The organism is Pseudomonas sp. UV AK001 (assembly GCF_046097675.1).
Lineage (GTDB): Bacteria > Pseudomonadota > Gammaproteobacteria > Pseudomonadales > Pseudomonadaceae > Aquipseudomonas > Aquipseudomonas kribbensis.
In genome coordinates, this window is sequence record NZ_JBJUVZ010000009.1 from 56,827 (window position 1) to 77,804 (window position 20,978).

General features: G+C 59.2%; 22 protein-coding genes and 1 tRNA gene. 9 read left to right on the plus strand and 14 right to left on the minus strand.

Annotated features, from left to right (window positions below; translation table 11 throughout):
* Window positions 1-31 precede the first annotated feature (31 nt).
* The 5 genes from ACKLNA_RS22545 to ACKLNA_RS22565 all read left to right on the plus strand — a co-directional run bounded on the left by ACKLNA_RS22545 (window position 32) and on the right by ACKLNA_RS22565 (window position 3,941).
* Entirely contained in the window at window positions 32-727 is a 696-nt protein-coding gene (locus ACKLNA_RS22545) for an ABC transporter permease (protein WP_114881079.1), read from the plus strand.
* Window positions 724-1,413: an ABC transporter permease gene (locus tag ACKLNA_RS22550; protein ID WP_085712748.1), complete on the plus strand. Its 690-nt coding sequence runs from the start codon at window positions 724-726 to the stop codon at window positions 1,411-1,413. The genes ACKLNA_RS22545 and ACKLNA_RS22550 overlap by 4 nt, the downstream gene beginning before the upstream one ends.
* Window positions 1,394-2,629, plus strand: coding sequence for a methyltransferase (locus ACKLNA_RS22555; protein WP_408987147.1), 1,236 nt, complete (start codon window positions 1,394-1,396; stop codon window positions 2,627-2,629). Before ACKLNA_RS22550 ends, ACKLNA_RS22555 begins: the two co-directional genes overlap by 20 nt.
* 344 nt (window positions 2,630-2,973) lie before the next feature.
* Window positions 2,974-3,789, plus strand: coding sequence for an FkbM family methyltransferase (locus ACKLNA_RS22560; RefSeq protein WP_408987148.1), 816 nt, complete (start codon window positions 2,974-2,976; stop codon window positions 3,787-3,789).
* 76 nt (window positions 3,790-3,865) lie between these two features.
* Window positions 3,866-3,941, plus strand: a tRNA-Thr gene (locus ACKLNA_RS22565).
* A 99-nt stretch (window positions 3,942-4,040) separates the two neighbouring features.
* Here the strand turns inward: ACKLNA_RS22565 and ACKLNA_RS22570 are convergent.
* Window positions 4,041-4,466: a type II toxin-antitoxin system HicB family antitoxin gene (locus tag ACKLNA_RS22570; protein ID WP_408987250.1), complete on the minus strand. Its 426-nt coding sequence runs from the start codon at window positions 4,464-4,466 to the stop codon at window positions 4,041-4,043.
* Between the two features lie 500 nt (window positions 4,467-4,966).
* Here ACKLNA_RS22570 and ACKLNA_RS22575 point away from each other — a divergent pair, with 500 nt between their 5' ends.
* Window positions 4,967-5,233 (plus strand): DUF3077 domain-containing protein, encoded by a 267-nt coding sequence (locus ACKLNA_RS22575; RefSeq protein WP_408987149.1) that lies wholly within the window; start codon window positions 4,967-4,969, stop codon window positions 5,231-5,233.
* A gap of 58 nt (window positions 5,234-5,291) precedes the next feature.
* On the opposite strand, the gene ACKLNA_RS22580 is transcribed toward ACKLNA_RS22575, so the two are convergent.
* The 4 genes from ACKLNA_RS22580 to ACKLNA_RS22595 all read right to left on the minus strand — a co-directional run bounded on the left by ACKLNA_RS22580 (window position 5,292) and on the right by ACKLNA_RS22595 (window position 7,165).
* Complete coding sequence (locus tag ACKLNA_RS22580; protein ID WP_408987150.1) at window positions 5,292-6,002, minus strand: SDR family NAD(P)-dependent oxidoreductase; 711 nt, start codon at window positions 6,000-6,002, stop codon at window positions 5,292-5,294.
* 49 nt (window positions 6,003-6,051) lie between these two features.
* Window positions 6,052-6,270, minus strand: a complete 219-nt coding sequence (locus ACKLNA_RS22585; protein WP_065257763.1) for a 4-oxalocrotonate tautomerase family protein — start codon at window positions 6,268-6,270, stop codon at window positions 6,052-6,054.
* A gap of 324 nt (window positions 6,271-6,594) precedes the next feature.
* Complete coding sequence (locus ACKLNA_RS22590) at window positions 6,595-6,909, minus strand: type II toxin-antitoxin system YafQ family toxin (RefSeq protein WP_119428637.1); 315 nt, start codon at window positions 6,907-6,909, stop codon at window positions 6,595-6,597.
* Window positions 6,875-7,165 carry a type II toxin-antitoxin system RelB/DinJ family antitoxin gene (locus ACKLNA_RS22595; protein ID WP_408987151.1) on the minus strand — a complete coding sequence of 97 codons (291 nt, stop codon included), beginning with the start codon at window positions 7,163-7,165 and terminating at the stop codon, window positions 6,875-6,877. Before ACKLNA_RS22595 ends, ACKLNA_RS22590 begins: the two co-directional genes overlap by 35 nt.
* A gap of 459 nt (window positions 7,166-7,624) precedes the next feature.
* Between ACKLNA_RS22595 and ACKLNA_RS22600 the strand changes: the two genes are divergently transcribed.
* Complete coding sequence (locus ACKLNA_RS22600; RefSeq protein ID WP_115076202.1) at window positions 7,625-8,551, plus strand: LysR family transcriptional regulator; 927 nt, start codon at window positions 7,625-7,627, stop codon at window positions 8,549-8,551.
* On the opposite strand, the gene ACKLNA_RS22605 is transcribed toward ACKLNA_RS22600, so the two are convergent.
* From ACKLNA_RS22605 to ACKLNA_RS22630, 6 genes are all read right to left on the minus strand, one after another.
* Entirely contained in the window at window positions 8,468-8,785 is a 318-nt protein-coding gene (locus tag ACKLNA_RS22605) for an AzlD domain-containing protein (RefSeq protein WP_007952614.1), read from the minus strand. The genes ACKLNA_RS22600 and ACKLNA_RS22605 overlap by 84 nt on opposite strands.
* A complete protein-coding gene (locus ACKLNA_RS22610) occupies window positions 8,764-9,480 on the minus strand; it encodes an AzlC family ABC transporter permease (protein WP_085608636.1) in 717 nt (238 codons plus the stop codon). The genes ACKLNA_RS22605 and ACKLNA_RS22610 overlap by 22 nt, the downstream gene beginning before the upstream one ends.
* Entirely contained in the window at window positions 9,477-9,854 is a 378-nt protein-coding gene (locus tag ACKLNA_RS22615) for a GNAT family N-acetyltransferase (protein WP_007952618.1), read from the minus strand. Before ACKLNA_RS22615 ends, ACKLNA_RS22610 begins: the two co-directional genes overlap by 4 nt.
* 79 nt (window positions 9,855-9,933) lie before the next feature.
* Complete coding sequence (locus tag ACKLNA_RS22620; protein ID WP_114881035.1) at window positions 9,934-10,680, minus strand: 2OG-Fe dioxygenase family protein; 747 nt, start codon at window positions 10,678-10,680, stop codon at window positions 9,934-9,936.
* A gap of 232 nt (window positions 10,681-10,912) precedes the next feature.
* A complete protein-coding gene (locus ACKLNA_RS22625) occupies window positions 10,913-12,199 on the minus strand; it encodes an OprD family porin (RefSeq protein WP_114881034.1) in 1,287 nt (428 codons plus the stop codon).
* Between the two features lie 298 nt (window positions 12,200-12,497).
* Window positions 12,498-13,166, minus strand: a complete 669-nt coding sequence (locus ACKLNA_RS22630) for a DsbA family protein (protein ID WP_408987152.1) — start codon at window positions 13,164-13,166, stop codon at window positions 12,498-12,500.
* A gap of 244 nt (window positions 13,167-13,410) precedes the next feature.
* Between ACKLNA_RS22630 and ACKLNA_RS22635 the strand changes: the two genes are divergently transcribed.
* On the plus strand, window positions 13,411-15,498 hold the full coding sequence (locus tag ACKLNA_RS22635; protein ID WP_408987153.1) for a TonB-dependent receptor: 2,088 nt from the start codon (window positions 13,411-13,413) through the stop codon (window positions 15,496-15,498).
* A gap of 64 nt (window positions 15,499-15,562) precedes the next feature.
* On the opposite strand, the gene ACKLNA_RS22640 is transcribed toward ACKLNA_RS22635, so the two are convergent.
* The 3 genes from ACKLNA_RS22640 to ACKLNA_RS22650 all read right to left on the minus strand — a co-directional run bounded on the left by ACKLNA_RS22640 (window position 15,563) and on the right by ACKLNA_RS22650 (window position 20,219).
* Window positions 15,563-15,775: a hypothetical protein gene (locus ACKLNA_RS22640; RefSeq protein WP_065257771.1), complete on the minus strand. Its 213-nt coding sequence runs from the start codon at window positions 15,773-15,775 to the stop codon at window positions 15,563-15,565.
* A gap of 245 nt (window positions 15,776-16,020) precedes the next feature.
* Window positions 16,021-17,127, minus strand: coding sequence for an agmatine deiminase (gene aguA / locus ACKLNA_RS22645; RefSeq protein ID WP_114881031.1), 1,107 nt, complete (start codon window positions 17,125-17,127; stop codon window positions 16,021-16,023).
* 179 nt (window positions 17,128-17,306) lie between these two features.
* Window positions 17,307-20,219 carry an aminotransferase gene (locus ACKLNA_RS22650; protein WP_408987154.1) on the minus strand — a complete coding sequence of 971 codons (2,913 nt, stop codon included), beginning with the start codon at window positions 20,217-20,219 and terminating at the stop codon, window positions 17,307-17,309.
* A gap of 180 nt (window positions 20,220-20,399) precedes the next feature.
* On the opposite strand from ACKLNA_RS22650, the gene rfbC reads away from it, so the two are divergent.
* The gene (gene rfbC, locus ACKLNA_RS22655; protein WP_408987155.1) at window positions 20,400-20,945 is read left to right on the plus strand and encodes a dTDP-4-dehydrorhamnose 3,5-epimerase; all 546 of its coding nucleotides are present in this window, start codon (window positions 20,400-20,402) and stop codon (window positions 20,943-20,945) included.
* Window positions 20,946-20,978: the final 33 nt, after the last annotated feature.

A 20,978-nucleotide genomic window follows, 5' to 3' on the forward strand; every position in this document is an offset into this window, starting at 1 on the left:
GCCTTGCCTGCCGCGATTTGAAAAGAAATCCATGATTATCGACCTCTACGGATTCGGCCCGGCGCTCGCCGCCGGCGCGCTGATGACCGTCAAACTGGCACTTACGGCCCTGTGCCTCGGGCTGGTGCTCGGTCTGCTCGGCGCCCTGGCCAAGACTTCCCCGTACAAGCCGCTGCAATGGCTTGGCGGCACTTATTCGACCCTGGTGCGCGGCGTCCCGGAATTGCTCTGGGTGCTGTTGATCTACTTCGGTACGGTCAACGCCATGCGCGCGCTTGGAGAGTTCTTCGGCAATCCCGAACTGGAACTCAGCGCCTTCGCCGCCGGCGTCATCGCGCTGGGCCTGTGCTTCGGCGCTTACGCCACGGAAGTGTTCCGTGGCGCGATCCTCGCCATTCCCAAGGGCCACCGTGAGGCCGGCGTGGCCCTGGGCCTGTCGAAATGGCGGATCTTCACCAGGCTGATCATGCCGCAGATGTGGCGTATCGCCCTGCCCGGTCTGGGTAACCTGTTCATGATTCTGATGAAGGACACCGCGCTGGTGTCGGTCATCGGCCTGGAAGAAATCATGCGTCACGCACAGATCGGCGTGACCGTGTCCAAACAGCCGTTCACCTTTTATATGGTCGCCGCCCTCATGTACCTGTGCCTGACGGTACTGGCGATGACCGGCATGCACTTCCTGGAAAAACGCGCCGCACGCGGCTTCGCGAGGAGCGCTCAATGAACTGGGAAGTCATCATCAAGTGGCTGCCGAAACTGGCGCAGGGCGCGACCCTGACCCTGGAACTGGTGGCCATCGCAGTCATCGCCGGTCTGCTGCTGGCAATCCCGCTGGGCATCGCCCGCTCTTCGAAGCTGTGGTATGTGCGTTCGTTGCCCTACGCCTACATCTTCTTTTTCCGTGGCACGCCGTTGCTGGTTCAACTGTTCCTGGTCTATTACGGCCTGGCGCAGTTCGACGCGGTGCGCAGCAGCGCGCTGTGGCCGTACCTGCGCGATCCGTTCTGGTGCGCGACCGCGACCATGACCCTGCACACCGCCGCCTACATCGCCGAGATCCTGCGCGGCGCGATCCAGGCGATTCCGCCGGGCGAAATCGAAGCGGCGCGGGCGCTGGGTATGTCCCGGCCGAAAGCGCTGTTCTACATCATCTTGCCGCGCGCTGCGCGCATCGGTCTTCCGGCCTACAGCAACGAAGTGATCCTGATGCTCAAGGCCAGCGCCCTGGCCAGCACCGTGACGCTGCTGGAACTGACCGGCATGGCCCGCACAATCATTGCCCGCACTTACCTGCCGGTGGAGATCTTCTTCGCTGCCGGCTTGTTCTACCTGGTGATGGCCTACGTGCTGGTTCGCGGTTTCAAATTGCTGGAACGCTGGCTGCGCGTCGATGCGTGCCAGGGACGCTGATTCTTCTGACGTGCTGACGGGCGAGGCCCTACTCGCCCGTTTCACGGCACTGGATACATTTCTCACAGCACATCAGGCGCTGTGGAAGCCCCGCCCGTTTACTCATCTGCAACTTCCCTGGGAAGCGTCCTGCCCGGAGCTGGCCTCGTGGCTACGCGGGCGCTCGCTGGAAGATGCGGAAAACGCCCACAACAATCCTGCCGAACTCTTGAGTGCGCCGGAGCCGTTTGCTTCATTGGCGGCGTTGTCGCTTGAGCTGAGTGCGCTGGGTGAATTGCCTGCGCATGACCTGGAAGTTGCCGGCCATCGCCTGAATGTCGATGTGCCCGGGCGCAAATGGCAGCAGATTGAGGCCTTCGCCAGCCGCTTGTCGTTTGCCTCACAACCGAAGCACTGGCTGGATTGGTGTTCGGGCAAAGGCCATTTGGGGCGGCGCCTGCTCGGCGCCGGTCAGCAACTCACCTGTCTGGAATATGACCCGACACTGGTCGCGAGCGGTCAGGCACTGAGTCAGCGTCATCACTTGCACGCACTGCATATCGAGCAGGATGTGCTCGCGGCGGACGCGGCTTTATTGCTGAACAGCGAACACACGCCCGTCGCCCTGCACGCTTGCGGCGACTTGCATGTGCGCCTGATGCAACTGGCTTCGGCGACTGGATGCCGACAATTGGCGATCGCACCATGCTGCTACAACCGGATCAGTCGCACTGAATATCAGCCATTGTCCTCCGCAGGTTCGCGATCAGCCCTACAGCTCTCACTGGAAGATCTATCCCTGCCGATGAGCGAAACCGTCACCGCCGGGGCCCGAGTCCGACGTCAGCGTGACACCTCCATGGCCCGCCGACTGGCTTTCGATTTGCTGCAACGGCAAGTACGCAGCGTCGACGAATACTTGCCGACACCTTCCCTGCCGAGCGCATGGCTGGAAAAATCGTTCGCCGATTACTGTCGCGACCTGGCGACGCTGAAAGAGTTATCCACAATCGGCGAGCAGGATTGGCCGGCACTGGAAGCCGCCGGTTGGCAGCGGTTGGCCGAAGTTCGCAACCTGGAATTGCTGCGCGGACTGTTCCGACGCCCGCTGGAGCTTTGGCTGAACCTTGATCGGGCACTTTTCCTCACCGAGCAGGGATACGTCGTACGCCTCGGCACCTTCTGCGAAGCGCCGCTCACACCGCGCAATTTCCTGCTGCTGGCCGAACGCGCTTAAATCTCCACAGCCTGTGGATAACTCTGTTGATGGAATTCTCGTGGATCCAATATCCACGCCTGTTTCAAGCCATTAACAGCCTTGGTCATTTTTTGTTCACACAAATAAAAAACCGGTAAAACAGGGATTTGCGCATCAAATGAGAACCCTTCCACAAAATCCACTCTAAGCCCGCCCTCTTCAAAGCCCGTTGTGCATAAGCCCCCAAGCAAAAGGACATAACCGCCGAATCGCGGACGGGGGGAGAGGACAATTGCACCGGCCTACCACCCTTGCTATACAGGCTCACACCGTGCCGGCAGCGCACGCACGAACAAGAAGAATCTGACCGACAGGGAGTGACCGTGACGTTCATCTCTTACGCACAGAATTTCGAAGACATCCGCCTGTGGCGCGCCCTCAAGTTCTTTGAAAACGGCTTCTACATCGATGTCGGCGCCAATGACCCGATCCACGATTCGGTGACCAAGGCGTTCTACGATCGTGGCTGGAGCGGCATCAACGTCGAGCCGATGCAGAACTTCCACGACGCCCTCCGCCAGCAACGCCCCCGCGACACCACGCTGCAATGCATCGCCAGTGATGAGCCCGGCGAAGTGACCTTCTACGGCATTCCCGGCACCGGCCTGTCCACCGCCGACCCGGTCGTTGCGCAAGAGCGCAAAAACCTTGGCATGGACGTGCAAAGCCTCACCGTCAACGCACGCACACTGACCTCGATCTGCGAAGAACATGCCGGTGAACGGCCGATCCACTTTCTGAAAATCGACGTCGAAGGCCACGAAGAAACCGTACTGCGTGGTATGGACTTCAGCCGCTTCCGACCATGGATCATCCTCATCGAAACCCCATGGGAGCGCGACCACACCTGGGAACACCTGGTGATCGACACCGGCTACACCAACGTCCTGTTCGATGGCCTCAACAGTTTCTTCCTCGCCAACGAACACATCAGCCTCAAACCCGCGTTCGACCTGCCACCGTGCAACCTCGACAACTTCCAGTTGTGCAAAGGCCACAACCTCGCCCACCCGGTAAACCCGGCACTGGAAACCGCCCTGCAACGCGCCGAACAAGCCGAAGCCGAACTGCGCGCCATACAAAACAGCCGCGCCTGGCGCGCTATGCAAAAACTGCGCAACGCCCTGCGCCGAGCGTGATTCGCAGAGGGCGCAAAAATAGTCAGAATTCAGGGGTTTACAGAAGCACCCGAGTCGCTATAATCGTCGCCCACACGCCGGTATAGCTCAGATGGTAGAGCAACTGACTTGTAATCAGTAGGTCCCGGGTTCGATTCCTGGTGCCGGCACCATACAAGACGAAGCCTCTGCAGAAATGCAGGGGCTTTGTTGTTTCCGCACCAAATGAAAAGCCCCCGACAGCAATCGCTGTCGGGGGCTTTTCTCCAATCCTAAGCAGCCTCAACCGAAAGCAAAATTCGCCGCCCGAGTTGCTGCAACGCACGCTCGACATTCTCGATCTTGGAGTGATGAAGGAAATCGACTAACCGATCTACCTGGGGTCGTTGCACCCCCAAGCGACGTGCAAGTTCAGCCTTGCTGACTCCAGACTCCAAAAGTGTATTCCAGAGCCCAACCTTCGCAGCAGTCAGTGCAGGCAGACGCAATACCGCGTCACTTTCCTGCCCTCCCACATCACCTGTCGGAATCAACCGGCGATCATCAACGTAGATCGACAATGCCGTTTCCATAGCATCAATAGCGCCGTCGAGCGCTTCTTCGAGGGTGTCACCTGCGGCGTGCATCTCTGGAATTTCTGCGCAGGACAACCAGACACTGCTCGGCTCCTCGTGGACTTCCAACGCATATTCGAACATCACGTTTCCTCTCATGGGTCCAACTGCATACCGAAATTCGATGTTGCTCTCGCGCATCACTCGCCACTTCGCTAGAGCGACCGTGCAACATATTTGTTACTCATGCAACATAAGTGTTGCATGCGAGCTTATTGGCCTCCCCGCCACCACCTGGCCACGATTGCGCTCTCCCCTCTCCCACGCTACCGTCAAACCCGTCGCTGCCAATTCAGCGACCGGGCCTGATAACCCGCGTAAGATACAGGCGCACCAGCGCCCCAATCCACGTTTGCCGGCGCTTTTTAATGCCTGCAATTCCGTGTAATGGCGGCTGTGCGTGGGAGACTTTCGGGTCTGCCGGGTTCCTGTATCTCCGGTTTATCAGCCTGCGCATAGCTGCCACCCATTCGCCTGATAACGAATTGGCAGCGCTCATTTGATACAGGGAGTTTCACAAATGATTAGCATCGATCCGTCCAAAGTCTGCCCTTTCCACCAACCAGCAAACGGTAGGTGAAGCCATGACCAATTCCCACGATCTGAAAACCCTCGGCCTTACCCATTTCTTCTTCCACTCCAACCACGCCCTCTTCCGCACCAACCCTGGCGTCCCGGTCGTCACGGCTCTCTCCCACGCCTCGCATCTGCTCCACATTTCCAAACTGCTCACGTCAGATACTTCTGCCGCCAACGACCCGGAACTCCACGCCTGCGCTTCGCAATACTTGCAGGAGTTGAGCAAAGCGCTGGTCGATGACGCAGTCAAAGTCCTGAGTCCGGATCCATAAACCGTCGCCCACAAAAAAGCCCTCGCATCTCTGCAAGGGCTTTGTGTTCCCGCATCAATCAGTGCCCGGCGCTCTGCCCACCATCCACATGCAGAATCTCACCAGTCACAAAATTCGCGTTATCCAGATACACCACCGCCTGCGCAATATCGTCGATTTCGCCCATGTGCCCAACCGGATGCAGCGCCCCCAGTGCCGCGTGGGTTTCTTCGCCATGCATCGGCGTTTTGATGATGCCCGGCGACACTGCGTTCACCCGGATTCCGCGTTTGGCGTATTCGATGGCCAATGATTTGGTGGCGGCGTTGAGGCCGCCCTTGGTCAGTGACGCAAGGACCGAGGGTACGCCGTCTACCGCGTGGTCGGTCAGGCTGGTGGTGATGTTGACCACGTGGCCCTTGCTCTGTTTTTCCATTTCGGCGATGGCCAGTTGGGTGATGTAGAAGAAGCCGTTGAGGTTGACCGACAGCACCGCGGCGTAGTCTTCCGGGGTGTAGGCGGTGAACGGTTTGGCGACGAAGATGCCAGCGTTGTTGACAAGGGTGTCGATGCGGCCGAAGCGTGCCATGCCTTCGCTGATGACGCGCTGTGCGGTGGCCGGGTCGCCGATGTCACCAGCGATGGTCAGGATCTGTGGGTCATTCGACGGTTTGATCGAGCGCGAAGTGGCGACGATGTTGTAGCCCAGTTCACGGAAGGCCTTGACCATGCCTTCGCCCAGACCTTGGGAGGCGCCAGTGATAACGACGGTTTTTTTCGAGTGGCTCATGATGAAATCCTCAACAGATTGATGGTGATCGACAAGACAGCGGGCGCGGTCAGGACTGATTCCGCTCCGCCAGTTGCCGGCGGTATTCGGTGGTGGTGATGCCGGCGTAGCCCCAGTTATCGGTGTCGACTTCTTCGATCACGATGTGGGTCAGGTCCGGGCGTTTGTTGAGGACGCGTTCCAGGGTTTCAGTGATTTCGGCGATCACCTGAGCTTTCTGCTCACGGGTAACACCGTCGCGGGTGATGCGTACGCTGACAAATGGCATGACGACAACTCCAGTGACCTGCCTTCGGGATGAGGTCAGGTGTTGGAGCTCAATTTAGGCGTGAGCCAGGAGGGGAAAAAGTAGGGGTGAGGTACTTCATTTGTGAGGTGGTGTAATGAATTGACAAGCCGAAGTTCAGTAACAGAGAATCCCCTCAAGAGCGCGAAACCGGCTGCCATCAGGTGGCGATAGCCGGCGTTAGGAACCCCGTTGATGACCTGAAAATCAGCGTTCGGGTGAGACCTCTTCTCCCCTGCTGAGGGAGCACAATATCGAGCGACCTCAACAAAAAAGCCGACAGTGATGTCGGCTTTTTTGTGCGCGCTATTTGAACAGTTCAGAGTGAGTACCCAAGTCGACGAAGGTGATTAAATCTGGGCGTGTGTTTTCGTAAATCATCAAAAAGTCACCGCCGATGTGACACTCGCGAAATCCAGACCAATCACCGTTCAGTGCATGATCCACATACTCCGCAGGCAACTGTTCGCCCAAAAACAACATGACCATCACCTTACGAACTTCATTCATATCTCGACGCCCGGCACGCTCGTAACGATCCCAGGACTTCTTGAACTCGGACGTTTGTGAAGCCTGCTTAGGCCGTTCAGCGCGTTTTTGCCTTTTCTCCGGTTTCGCCATCGGCAGCCCTCAGCATCTCGTCTATCGAGTCGAAACGCTGGCGAATATCTCGTGCTTCCATCATCGCGCGGGCGGTCTTCTCTGAAGGGACGCGCACCTCAAAGGGCAAGCCTTGGGTCGCAACGACCTGACGGAGAAACAGACGCATGGCATCACTAATACTGAGCCCGCAAGCGTTCAAAACCTCAGTGGCACGCGCCTTCAAATCCTCATCAATGCGGCAACGCACATCGGTGGTTTTCAGTAGTGCACCCATTTCAATTACCTCATTGTGATTTTGTAGCTACATCGGCGCTACCTCTGCATTGTGGTCAGGGGATTCGTTTTGGGTCAATGTGAAGTTGATATACGGGGCCTCACCGTCGTAACTCACTGCCATTTCATCCGCTTTGACAAAGGTCCGCTATCAGCCCAATCGCCAATTTCCCTGAGATGAATCTGCTCACCGTGCAGGCATAACGTGTGAACCCTGTCAGTCGTTTCTCTTGATGAACCCGCCCAAACGCACCCAAACCGTGCACTTTTTTTGACCCCAATCACCCCCGCGTCACCAAAAACCCCGATCCTGTGTCAGCCTCCAGCCATCGGCGGGGACATCAATTCGCTACTAATTGCGCGACAACTATGCTCAGGTACAGGAATATAGCCGGCAAATGGAGCCGTTCAGGCCGTCACGTACACAACAATACCCAGCCCACTTCAGAGGGCATTACCCATGGATAGCAGAACCTTACGCAACCTCATGCGCATCGTGCAGACCGGCTCGTTGTCGGCCGCAGCCGAGCATTCGTGCCTGACAGTGCAGGCCCTGGCCGCGCAGTTGAACAAGGTCGAAGAACAGTTCGGTTTCCGCTTGTTTCGCCGTTCCAACAAGGGCCTGACGCTGACGCCGCAAGGCACCGAGCTGACGCCTTATATGGATCGGGTGCTGATAGCCACGCGGCAGATGGAAGAGAAAGTCGAAGCGTTGAAGGTGCCGGGACAGCGCACGTTGAAAGTGGCGTTGAACACCACGCTGGACCCGGATTTCAACCGGCGACTGATCGGACGCCTGATCGATGTGTTCCCCGACTACCAGATGGAATTCAGCTACGCCGAGTCGATGGAAAACCTCAGCAAGCTGAAGAACGAAGACTTCGACCTCGCGGTGCTGATCGGCCCGCAGCGTCCGGGCTTGCCGAGCATTGTCCTGCCTGATGTGCAGGTGCAGGTGGTCGGCGCGCACTGCGGTCAGGAGAACGATCCGCTGACGTTGCTTGGCAACAAGTTTCAGGTACGTCCTGCAGAAGATTGCCCGTATTCCCACAGCTTTTTGCGTTTTCTCGACGCCGGGCTGGGCAATCACGAGAACAGTCAGCGGACGATTTATTCCTGCAGCGAAACGCTGACCCTGTCGCTCATCACGCAGATGGACGCCGTCGGCATGGTCTCACGCGAGGCCGCGCAGAAGAACGGCCTGACGATTTTCCCCGGGTTCGAGGATTTCCTCGAAGTGCGCCTGGCGGTGAACAATCCGGATCTGTCCGGCCAGGCGTTGAACGACGTGGTCGATCTGCCGCTACATGAACGAGCCGAGCGCAATGTACGCAGCCGTCCCAACCGCCACACTGAGAAAGAGGTTTTTGCTGAAATACGCACATAACAGCGTCGGAATCGCTGCATAGAATTCCGGGCGATCGAGTTGTATGTGCTGATCCTTGATCAACAAGGGTGTCAGGCTGATCGCAGCGACGATCGCCACCGGCAGGTATTCCAGCGCCCGGGCGACGAAGGGCGGCCAGTGCTCGGTGTTGACCTGCAACGGTAGCGCCCGAGGCAGAAAGGTCACGGCCATCATCAGCGCGACCACCAGAATCAGGAACGTTTGGTCAGGCATACACCCACTCCGCAGCCCACAAACGTGGCGATGAAAACGTTGAACGGCGAGCTGCCAACCAGACTCAGCGCACCCATGCAGACCACCGCGGCCAGGGCGGCGATGAGTTTGTTGCGGGTGTTGCACAGCGAGACCAGCACGTAGAGCATCATCGCGGTCAATGCGTAGTCGAGCTGGTATTTGATCAGGTGCGACGCGTACTGCGCGCACAGGGCGCCGAGCAATCCGCCGATCACCCAGGAGGTGTGGCAGAACAGGTTGAAGCCGATCAGATAACGGATGTTCACCGGCGCCCCGGTGCCCAGCTTGACGCTGTGGAAGGCGAACGATTCATCGGTCAGGCCGCCGGCATAGCACCAGCGCTCCATGCGGCTCAGGCCCAGCGCCCGCAGGGCCTTCGCCATGTAGACCGACATCAGCATGTGCCGCGCGTTGATCAGAAACGTGGTCAACACGATGGTGGTCAGCGACGCCCCGCTGCTGATCAGCGCCAGCGCCGCGAACTGCGAAGCCCCGGCATACACGAACAGACACATTGCCACCGGCAGCCACAGCGGCAGCCCGGCGTTGACCGCCATCAGCCCGAACACAAACGATACGGTGAAATAACCGGCCACCACCGGGCTGGCTTCGGCAAACGTGCGCGACGGCTGACGGTCGACCATCAGCGGCGCACTGCCGGATGTTTCATTCATAGATCCCTCTCAAATGTCCGTTCGCCGTGAGGTTCGCAGAAACCCTGGGCAGTCCAGAAGCGCTTGCCCGCGAGGTTAGCATCATCGACGAACAGGAACATCCGCAGCACACCGACCCGTTTCATGTCGGCCGACGCTGCTTCCACCAGTCGCTGGCCGACGCCCTGGCTGCGATAGCGCAGGCTGACCGCCAGATGGTTGATGGTGCCGCGACTGCCGAGCATGCCGCCCAGCACCGCGCCGACGATTTCGCCTTCAACATCGAAGGCGAGATAGGCTGTGGTGGTTTTCTGGATCAGCACACCGCGCAGGCATTTGGCGTCCTGCCATTCGCAGAACGACACTTCGTCGAACTGGCGGAAGAAACGCTCCATGCGCTGCGCGTCCTTGGCCGTCGCGCGCCGCAGCACCACCGGCGTCGAGCATTCGACGCCGTCTATTTGGGTGATCTGATTAGCGAACAATGTCGAAAGCGGTCCCGGGCCGCGAGAAGGAAATCGCCAGAATCTGCCGATACGCCATGGCATGGGAGTGGGTGTTGCGCGCCGGTGTCACGTAGTGGCGCATGTCGCGGTCGAGGAAGTAAGTGGTGTCGAGGATTTCCTGGTAAGTGGTCGACGCCAATTGCTGCTCGTGAATGTCGTACAGACGACTTTCGGCGCCCTCGACATTGTTGCGACCCCAGAAGTGCACACCGCTGAACGGATAACCGTCGCAGTGAATACCTTCCGGCGTGATTTCCAGTTGTTTGCCCGGTTTGATCTCGATGCGGATCTGATGGATCTGGCATTGCCAGATTTCATCGTGCAACTCTTCCGGCAACACGCTTTTGTACACTTCGAAATCGGTGTCAATCAGGCTGCGCATCACCGGCGATTCGATGACTTCGTCCGAGAAGTCCTGGAAGTGTCGCACCACACCGCCCACATAGGCGTTGTTCTCCTTGGACTGCACGTACGCGCGATGTTCCAGTTGCTTCAGTTCGCGCGTCTTGGGGTTGTATTCAAAGTCGCTGTAACGACGGTAACGCATGCCGGCTTCGGCCTGACCGTAGTAACTGTCAGGCTCCATGTTTTCCCAACTTTTGGTCAGTCTGACGAAGTCGGCGAAATGACCGTAGAGATTGAAGTCAGCACCCTGCACGTTGGCGTACTTGTCGCGCCGTAGCGATTCGCCCACTTCTCTGGTTAAAACGATCATTACCAAATTCTCCGCTGCATTGAGCGGCCTAATCTATTAGGTGGAGAATTTGCGTCCATGAGAAAGAATTTCAGGCATTTAAAGCCCTGTTTGAAACGCGATTTGAAACGGCCTGAAAGTGCATTTCAAATGACAAAAACACGGGTTTTTATGCTTTTTTCAGAAAAACCGTCAAAAAAAAACCCCGAACCAGTCGGGGTCTTTTATCGCGTTTCGCGGGTTCAGCCGATCATCAGAAGACGTTGATCGGGTAATCCACGAATACACGCACTTCGTTGCCACCGACGTTGTAGTCGCTGGACTTCTGCGACACGCGCAGGATCGAGCTGCGCACCTTCACGCTCAGGTCTTTGGCCGGGCCGCTTTGCACGACGTACTTGAACTGGTTGAAGATTTCACGCTCGGTGCCACCGGTGCTGGTGTCTGTGGTGATGTTGTCGCCACGCACGTAAGCGAAGTTGTAGCTCAGGCCCGGCACACCGAATGCGCCGAAGTCCAGGCCGTAGCCCAACTGCCAGCTGCGCTCGTCTTCAGCGTTGAAGTCCGACCAGTAGGAGTTGGCCAGGTAGATGGTGTTGCCGCCATCACCCTGACGTGCACCGGCGTTCTGATAGCCGCCGTACGGATAACCCAGGTTGCTGTCGCCGGTGCTGCGCTGGTGAGCCACGGTGAACGAGTGCGGGCCAGTGGCGAAGGTCGCTGCCAGGCTCCAGATCTTGTTGTCCTGGCCGCCGGAGTTTTTGAGTTCGGCGTAAGACTTGTCCAGCTTGGTGCGATAGCCGTTGAAGTCCAGGGTCAGGGACTGATCCTTGTCGATCGGGAACACGTAGTTGGCGTTCACGTACTGCTTCTTCATCACGTCTTCGACGTCGGACGCGTACAGCGCAGCCTTGAACTGTTCGGTGAACTGGTAGCTACCGCCCAATACGTTGATCGACTTCAGACCACCGCTGTCACGGCCTTCAGCGCTTTTGCGCGATTCCGCGGTGAAACGACCGGCATCCAGTTGCAGGCCCTTGATCTCTTTGGAGGTGATCAAGGTACCGGTGTAGCTTTCCGGCAGCAGACGCGAGTTGTCGTAGTTCAGCACCGGCAGGGCCGGCATCTGGTCGCCGTAGGTCAGGGTGGTGCTGGACAGACGGAATTTCACCGCTGCGCCACCCTTGGACAGGTCGTCAGCCGCGTTGCCGCTGTCACCCTGCTTGAAGAAGTCGATACCGCCAGCGCCGCTGCGGCCCTTGCCGCCGTCCAGACGCAGTGCGTACAGACCGAATGCGTCCACACCCACACCGACAGTGCCCTGGGTGAAACCGGACGAGAACGTACCGATGGCCGCCTGGCCCCACTCGGCCTTGTCCTGAATACCGTCTTTGTAGTCACGATTGATGTAGGCATTGCGCAGCAGCACTTTCAGGCTGCTGTCTTCCACAAAACCCTTGGACTCGGCCTGGTCGTTAGCCATGGCCTGAGTGGCGCTCAACATCCCCAATGCGATCAGACTGATCCGCTTGTTCAACATTTTGTTTTCCTTATTACGGGTTGAAACGCGCTGTGTCGAACGGCTGAAACGGCGCTTGATGCACTCTTTTATTCACCCCGAAACAAAAAGGCCCGCTCAAGACAATGTCATGGCGGGCCTGCTCCTGATTTTGAGTCATGGCGGTTAGCCACAGGCGTTGGGCCGAATCGTAGCCGCGCCCTGAACAATGTGTCAATTTCAAGAATCGTCTTTAAATAGGCAAAAATCGTCTAATAAAAGTAAATTTTTCGAAAGCTACGTGCGGGGAAATGCCTGTAGTCAGGGATTTGATGCCGGGTCACACACAACCGTCGAGGCCACAGACCGGCAAGGCTTGCGCGTCGGGTGCCGACGGAATCGAATCGCTCAACCATTGTGCAAACGCCTGCGGTTTGCCGAGCCACGGGCCGATATCGATCAGGGTGAACTGGCCGCCCTGTTCCAGCGCAAAGGTCGGAAAGCCCTGGCCGCCGAGTTTCGCCAACAATGCGCGGCTGTTCTTGATGTGTTGATCGGTGTCAGTCGCTTTCAGGGTTCTGAGGAACGTGTCTGCCTCGTAGCCCATCTCTACCGCGCACTCCACGAGGACGGCCTCATCGGCAATTCGCCGGCCTTCTACATAGTGTGCGGTTTGCAAACGGCCCAGCAGTTCCAGACCACGCCCATCGATGTTTTCTGCTGCCATGACAGCAGCAATCGGCGGAGCGGAATCAAATACCGCCGTGTGATCACGCAACAAGCCTTCGAAATAGGCTTCGCCAAACGGCTGTCCGGTGTACTCGGCAATGCGCCGGTCGTGAGGCATCACGTAATTGCGCAGTTGCGGTGAAACGCTCTGGCGGTTGGCACCGGTCATCATGCCGCCCGCGTGGGCGATCACCGGCAGCACTTGCTGTGCGGCCTGAACCAGCGGTTTGGCGCCGTAGCACCAGCCACACAGAGGGTCGTAAATGTAGTGAAGGATCATCTGAAAACTCCGGGAAATCGATGGCAGCCACGTTAGTCCCTTGGCCGTTGCGGAAAAACGCCGGAATGGCTTTCAGTCTGTTTCGGCAATCGGTCGAATGCAGTCGTTATCCACTCAGATACAAACCAGAAACAAATTGACACAATCAAACTACGGAACTTTTCCAGAATAATTAACGGAAGCAAATGCAAAGCATTACCATTCGCGCGCTCGAATTCTTCCACCCTTTCGGATGCGCTTTTCAATGCCTGCCCCGTTCCGTCTCACGCCCGTCACGCTTGGGCTTTCCGCCTTTTTGTCCTCCGGTTTCGCTTACTCCGCGACTGAGCTTCCCGCTACTTCCATCAGCGCCGAAACGCAGATCGACGACCCGCGCGTAAAAGTCAGCAACACCGCGACCCGCACGTCCACCCCGGTGCGCTACGTGCCGCAGGCGATTGACTCGATCAAGACCGCCCACGTCGCGGATTACGGCATCAATGACATCGAAGACGCCCTGAGCGGGATTCCCAACGTCAGCGGTGGCGGCGACACGCGCTTCGACAGCCTGCGCATCCGTGGTTTCGACGCCAGCAACGACTTCTATCTGGACGGCATCCGCGACGACAGCCAGTACAAGCGCGATCTGCACAACATCGAACGCGTTGAGGTACTCAAAGGCCCGGCCGCTGTGCTGTACGGCCGCGGCAGCCAGGGCGGGATCGTCAACCGTGTGAGCAAGGCACCCGAGTTCGGCCGCCGCTCGACCATCGAGGCCCAGGGCGGCAGCGAAGATCTGCGCAGCCTGTACGCCGACCTCAGCGCCAACCCGAGCGAAAACATCAGCCTGCGTCTGAACATGGGCAACATGGACGAAAACAGCTTCCGCGACGGCGTCAGCGGCAACCGCAAACTGTTCGCGCCATCGATGAGCTGGCAGCTCACGCCTGACCTGAACTGGCTGGTGCAATACGAATACAGCCGCTACAACCGCACACCGGATCGCGGCATTCCCGGGGTCGGTGGACGTCCGGCGGATGTCGGCCGGGACACGACCTACGGCAACGATCACGACTTCATCGACGACAAGACGCAATCCCTGCGTTCCCGACTCAGCTATGAACTCAACGACAACTGGCAACTGCGCCACACCCTCGGTGTGTTCAAGCTCGACAGCGATTTCGACAACACCTACCTCACTGGCTTCGACGCGAAAACCAACAAGGTCACCCGCCAGCACTGGCAACAGGACCTGACCACCCGCAACGTCTACAACAACGTCGAACTGGAAGGCGGATTCGATACCTTCGGCCTCGAACATCGTCTGCTGACCGGGATTGAAACCGGCAGCCAGCGTCGGGACCCGACGCTTTACAACGCGGCAACCGGCCGTGGCACCCAACCGGTGCCGTCGCTGGACCTGTACAACCCCAACCGCGACCTGCGCCACACCGGGCGCATGCAGGTGTCGAGCAGCAGCCACACTGAAGTCGAAAGCCGCGCCATCTACGTTCAGGATCAACTGCGCCTGAACGATCAATGGCAACTGCTGGCCGGCCTGCGCTACGACACTTTCGATATCGAGTCGACCAACAAGCTGCGCAACATTTCCGAAGACCGCGACAGCCACAGCACCAGCCCGCGTTTCGGCGTGGTCTGGACGCCGTTGCAGAATCACTCGTTCTACGCGTCGTGGACCAAGACGTTTTCGCCAGTCGGCGGCGGTCTGATCGGCATCACTCCGGGTGCGGCCGGCAACACCAATGACCTGAGCCCGGAACTGACCAAGCAGAAGGAAATCGGGGTCAAGAGCGACTGGCTCGACGATCGCCTGAGCACCACCCTGGCGATCTACGAGCTGGAGCTCTACAACCGCCGCACCACCGATCCAAACGACCCGACTCTGACCGTACTCAGCGGCCTGCAACGTTCACGCGGGATCGAACTGACCGGCACCGGCAAGATCGTCGGCAACTGGTACGTGCGCGGCGGCGTTGGTGTACAGGACGCGACCATTGAGAAGGACAACAATGGCCTGGAAGGCAAACGTGTCAACAACGTCGCCAAGCACAACGGCAGTCTGTTCCTGACCTGGAAACCCGAGATGGGCTGGTACGGCGAAACCGGCCTGACTCTGGTCGGCCAGCGTTACGCCGACAACGCCAACACCACCGTGTTGCCGGGCTACGGGCGCTGGGACGCGCTGGTCGGCTACCGCCACAAGGACTGGGACCTGCGTGCAGCACTGAACAACATCACCGACCGCGAGTATTACGCTTCGGCCACCAGTGCCTTCCAGATCCAGCCGGGCGCGCCGCGCAGCCTGGTCATGACCGGCACCTACAGCTTCTGATTCGCGCCCATAAAAAAAGCGCTGCCATCCCGGCAGCGCTTTTTACAATCCTTGTTTGTTCTTCTTATCCTTCCATCACATCCCAAAGTGCGTCCAGTTCGGCCTCGCTGAACAGGCCAGCGGGGTAACGCTCGATCATCATCCGGCGCGGATCAGGTTCCCTGATCTGACGCGTTCCATTGGACTTCAACCAGTGCGCGACAATCTGGAGCGACTCACTATTTACAGCCATGGGATGCAACGTCCGCTCGCTGATTACGTTCACTTCGGCGTTCATTTCAGCGCTCTCTCCCCGTTCGTGAGCGGCTACGTTATCCAAGGTTTATGACAGAACTGTTGAAGTTCTCCCCCCTCCCTAGTGCGTCATGAGCGATACAAGAGCTATGCCAACGTAATCAAATTGTCGACCAGCGGACATAAAGAAACCCGCAGTCCTGACGGGCTGCGGGTTTCTCTTCAAGCGTGGGCAACAAATGACTGCCCGGTCGATTTTCCAATCAACTCAAGCTGTTACATCCGCACTCACTCTTTGTGCGGCGCGGGCTGCTGTTGGGTAAGGCAGTGAATGTTGCCGCCCCCCAGTAACAGTTCGCGGCCCGGCACCATCACCACTTCGTGTTGCGGGAACAGCTTCTGCAGAATCTCCCGGGCCGGAGCGTCCATCGGGTCGTCGAAGCTTGGCGCGATGATGCCGCCGTTGACGATCAGGAAGTTCACGTAGGAACCGGCCAGACGCACGCTCGGATTGCGCTCCTGAGTGCCGTCCACCGGGTCCACGCCCGCGCATTCCTCTTCGGTGGCAAACAGCGGCCCCGGGATCGGCATCTTGTGCACCGTGAACGGGCGGCCCTTGGCGTCGGTGCTGCTTTCCAGCACTTTCATCGCGGCCTGGCAGCGCGGGTAGTTCGGATCCTGCGGATCGTCGGTCCACGCCAGCAGCACTTCGCCCGGACGCACGTAGCAGCAGAAGTTATCCACATGGCCGTCGGTTTCGTCGTTGAACAGGCCATCCGGCAGCCAGATGATCTTGTCCACCGACAGGTTGTCGCGCAGCACCGCTTCGATTTCTTCGCGGTTCAGGTGCGGGTTGCGATTGCGGTTGAGCAGGCATTCTTCGGTGGTGATCAGCGTGCCTTCGCCGTCGACATGAATCGAGCCGCCTTCGAGCACGAAGCCTTCGGTGCGGTAGCGCGGGCTGCGCTCGATTTCGAGGATCTTGCCGCCGACCTGGGAATCGCGGTTCCACGGCGAATACAGGCCGCCGTCAAAGCCGCCCCAGGCGTTGAAGTCCCAGTTCACACCGCGCACTTCACCGCTGTTGTTGATCACGAAGGTCGGGCCGCTGTCGCGGACCCAGGCGTCATCGCTGGACATCTCGACCACGCGGATATTCGGTACATCGAGGCGCGCGCGAGCGTTTTCGTACTGGCCGGCGGAGACCGCCACGGTCACCGGTTCGAAACGCGCGATGGCCTTGGCCACAGCAGCGTGTGCGGCCTGCGCCGGCTTGCCGCCCAGACGCCAGTTGTCCGGACGCTCGGGCCAGATCATCCAGGTCTGGGTCTGCGGCGCCCATTCGGCCGGCATGTAGAAGCCATCGGCGCGTGGGGTACTTTTCAAGGTGGTCATGTCGATCAGGACTCCAGGGAACGGTCGAGGTTGTTCAACGCGCCGAACAGGTTTGGACGACGGACGATGGCGACTTTATAAACGATAAATATCGACTTTAAAAGCTAAAAACAAATACCGAGTTTTGTTTTTGCCGATTAATACCGATAGAAATCGGTATTAATCGGATTGCCACAGGCTCAGAGGCCTTCTTCCAGCACCTTCGACAGCATGTCGACAAAGAAATCCACACTCTGGCGCGAGGTGACCATCGGCGGTTTGATCTTGAGGATGTTCAGGTCATCGCCGGTCGGCTGCATGAAGATCCCCAGCTCCCGCAGGCGATCGCACAGCAGCGTGGTTTCTTCGGTTGCCGGCTCCAGGGTCTGCCGATTGCGGATCAGTTCGACCCCCAGATAGAACCCCGAGCCATGCACCGCGCCGACCAGCGGATGTTTATCGATCAACGCCTCCAGCCGCTGTTTGAAGTGACCGCCGACGACCTGGGCGTTTTCCCAGAGCTTTTCTTCTTCCATGACATCGAGCACCGCCATGCCGATCTGGCAACTCACCGGGCTGCCACCGGCGGACGAGAAGAAGTAACCCTCGGCTTCCAGCGCTTCGGCGATTTCCCGGCGGGTGATCACCGCGCCGAGTGGCTGGCCATTGCCCATGCCTTTGGCCATGGTGATGATGTCCGGCACCACGCCTTGTTCTTCGAAGCCCCAGAAGAAGTGGCCCATGCGCCCATAGCCGACCTGCACCTCGTCGGCGATGCACACCCCGCCCCGGGCGCGCACCAGTTCATAGACTTTTTTCAGGTAGCCCGGCGGCAGCGAAATCCCGCCCGCATTACCGTAGACCGGCTCGCAGATGAACCCGGCCAGTTGGCGTTTCTGTTCGTCAATTTTGGCCAGGTTGTGTTCAACGCTGCGCATGTAGTCCGGCGCCGAATCGAGGCCACGGAATTCGCCGCGATAGATGTTCGGCGCAGTCACCGGGTGCACCCAGTCCGGACGGCTGCTCAGGGCCTGCGGGTTATCGGCAATCGACGTCGATACCGCGTCCGCACCGACCGTCCAGCCGTGATAGGCCTCCAGCACACTGAGCATGTCGCGCCCGCCGCTGTAGGCCCAGGCCAGGCGAATCGCCAGATCATTGGCCTCGCTGCCGCTGTTGACCAGGAACACCCGATCCATGCCTTCCGGCGCCAGTTTCAGCAGACGTTCGGAAAACTCCGCAACCGCCGCATAGTTGAACCGCGAGTTGGTGTTAAGCAGCGACCACTGCCGGCTCGCAACCGCCGCCATGCGCGGGTGACCATGCCCGAGCACCGCGACGTTGTTGAGCATGTCGAGGTAGGAGCGGCCCTGCATGTCGATCAGGTGATTGCGCCAGCCGCGTTCGATACGTGGCGGGTCGACGTAATAATGTTTTTGAGTGCGGGCGAAACTGGCGTCACGACGGGCCAGCAGGGTTTTCGCGTCCAGCTCCGGCTCGGCGTCGCAGGCCAGGCCCAGCAGTGCTGCCGGCGATGGGGACAGCGCCTGCCACGCCGGCGCGCGGGTCGGCGTACAGAACAGCGGAGCCTCAAGGCGCACATCGCGAATCAATTGCACGATCAGCGGACCTTCCACCGAACCCAGTACCTGGCCTTTGACCAGCGCCGCGCCGTCATGCAACGACGGCGTCACGCCCCGCAGACGCAGGCTCAGTTGCGGGCCGTCGAGTCGCAGTGCGCCGTCGCTCGACGGGTGCAGCACGCCCGCAAACGGCGCCTCCACCGTCGTACCCTGAGGCACGCGCAACTCGACGTGCAGCGGGAACGTCTCGGGCTCATCGGCGCTGTCAGGCCGGGTGCGGGACAAACGGTATTGCCCGTATCGACTGGCAGCCAGACCATGGATCGCGGCGGCTTCATTCAACAGGCGCTGATCAATACCTGGCTGTTCCCAGTTGCCGGCCTCGAAATGCGCGCTCAATACACCCAGATCAATCAGCGCAAACTCGCGCCCGACCAGACCAGGCAACAACGGCGCGAAGCCTTCGCTGTCGATGGCCGGCAATGCCTGCCCGACCGCCGAGAGAATCGCCGCCTCCATCAATGCCGGCGGCACCGACGTGGCGACCCGGAAGATTTCCCACTCATGAGTAAGGTTGTCGCGGCTGTAGGTATTGCCCGGATCGATGCTGACCTGTTGCTCGCCACTGAGCACCAGCACCGCCGCCCGCGCCACGATCAGCGGCCACAGCGCCAACAGTTCTTCGTGTTGCAGCGGATTGACCGAGTGATAGGCCTGCACCGCCGGCAGGATCACGAACGGATCGCCCCCGGCATGATGCAGCAACGCTGCGCAGGTGACCGACAGATCGGTGATGCGCCAGGTGCGCACCAGATCACCGAAATCGATGACGCCCTGCAACTGCCAGTGCCGTCGGGCATCACGCTGCCAGACCACGTTGTCGTCGGTGATGTCCATATGGATCGCCTGCACCGGCAGCTTTTCCAGCAACGGTTGCAGACGGCGCCCGGCCTGTTTGGCGGCCTCGGCGATCAGTGCGCGCTGGTGCTGATCCTCGATCACCGGCAGCAGATGCTCGATCAAGGCACTGGCGTGGCGTGCATCCCACTGCAAGGTGCGTTCGAGCCCCGGGTGGTCGAACCCGGCCAGGGCCAGGTCCATTTCGCCGCAGAGCCGACCGAATCCGGCGACGACTTCGTGGCCAAGATGATCGAGCGCGGTCAGCGGCTGACCTTCGATGTAGTCGAGCAGCCGCACGTGCACCGCTTCACCGCCGATCTCCAGCGACAACAGATCCTGGCCGTCATTGGCCGGGATGACCCGGGGAACGTGGACATCGCAATGTTCGGCCAGATACTTCAGGCCGGCGTGCTGGGCCTGCAACTCCACCAGTGAATAGTCGCCCCGGCAGATCTTCAGCACGAATCGTCCACGCTCACTGTCCACGCGATAGTTGAGGTCCTGCTGACTGCCCAGTGCCTGCAACGTGCCGTCCAGCCCGTAATGCTGCGACAGAACCTGCAAGGCCTGCTCAGCAGTGACCTGTGGGCCTGGAAGACTGGCGCGGTGAATCAACGTGGCGAACGACATGGAACGACCCCTGAAATTTTATTAGGCGCCTATATCGCCACTGCTTCGGGTGATAAGCAACCCCCCGACCATCCGTCCCCCGTGCCGTGCGCGCCGGGCGTATTTGCAAGTCTGCACTCGCGCCCACCGGCACTTTGCGCAAGAATGTCGGCCATCCACACCAGCCACTGGAAAATTTTCATGAATGTAATCACCACCGACCTGCCCGATGTTCTGATCATCGAACCCAAGGTATTTGGTGACGAGCGCGGTTTCTTTTACGAAAGCTTCAACGCCAAGGCTTTTCAGGACGCGACCGGCCTGGATACACAATTTGTTCAGGACAACCACTCCCGTTCGCAAAAAGGCGTCCTGCGCGGTTTGCACTACCAGCTGGAAAACACCCAGGGCAAGCTGGTCCGCGTCACGGCCGGTGAAGTGCTCGACGTGGCCGTCGATATCCGTCGCAGCTCACCGCACTTCGGCAAATGGGTAGCTGTACGTCTGTCTGCCGACAACCACCGTCAGCTGTGGGTGCCGGAAGGCTTCGCCCATGGTTTCGTGGTGCTGAGCGAGTTCGCCGAATTCCTCTACAAGACCACCAACTATTACACCCCGTCGGCCGAGCGCAGCATTCGCTGGAACGACCCGGATCTGGGTATCGACTGGCAGTTGAACGAAGAGCCGAAACTGTCGGCCAAGGATCAGGTGGGTGCACTGCTCAAGGACGCCGACGTCTTTTCCTGAAGTGCCCCAAGCCTAGGCATAATGCGCCTGTAT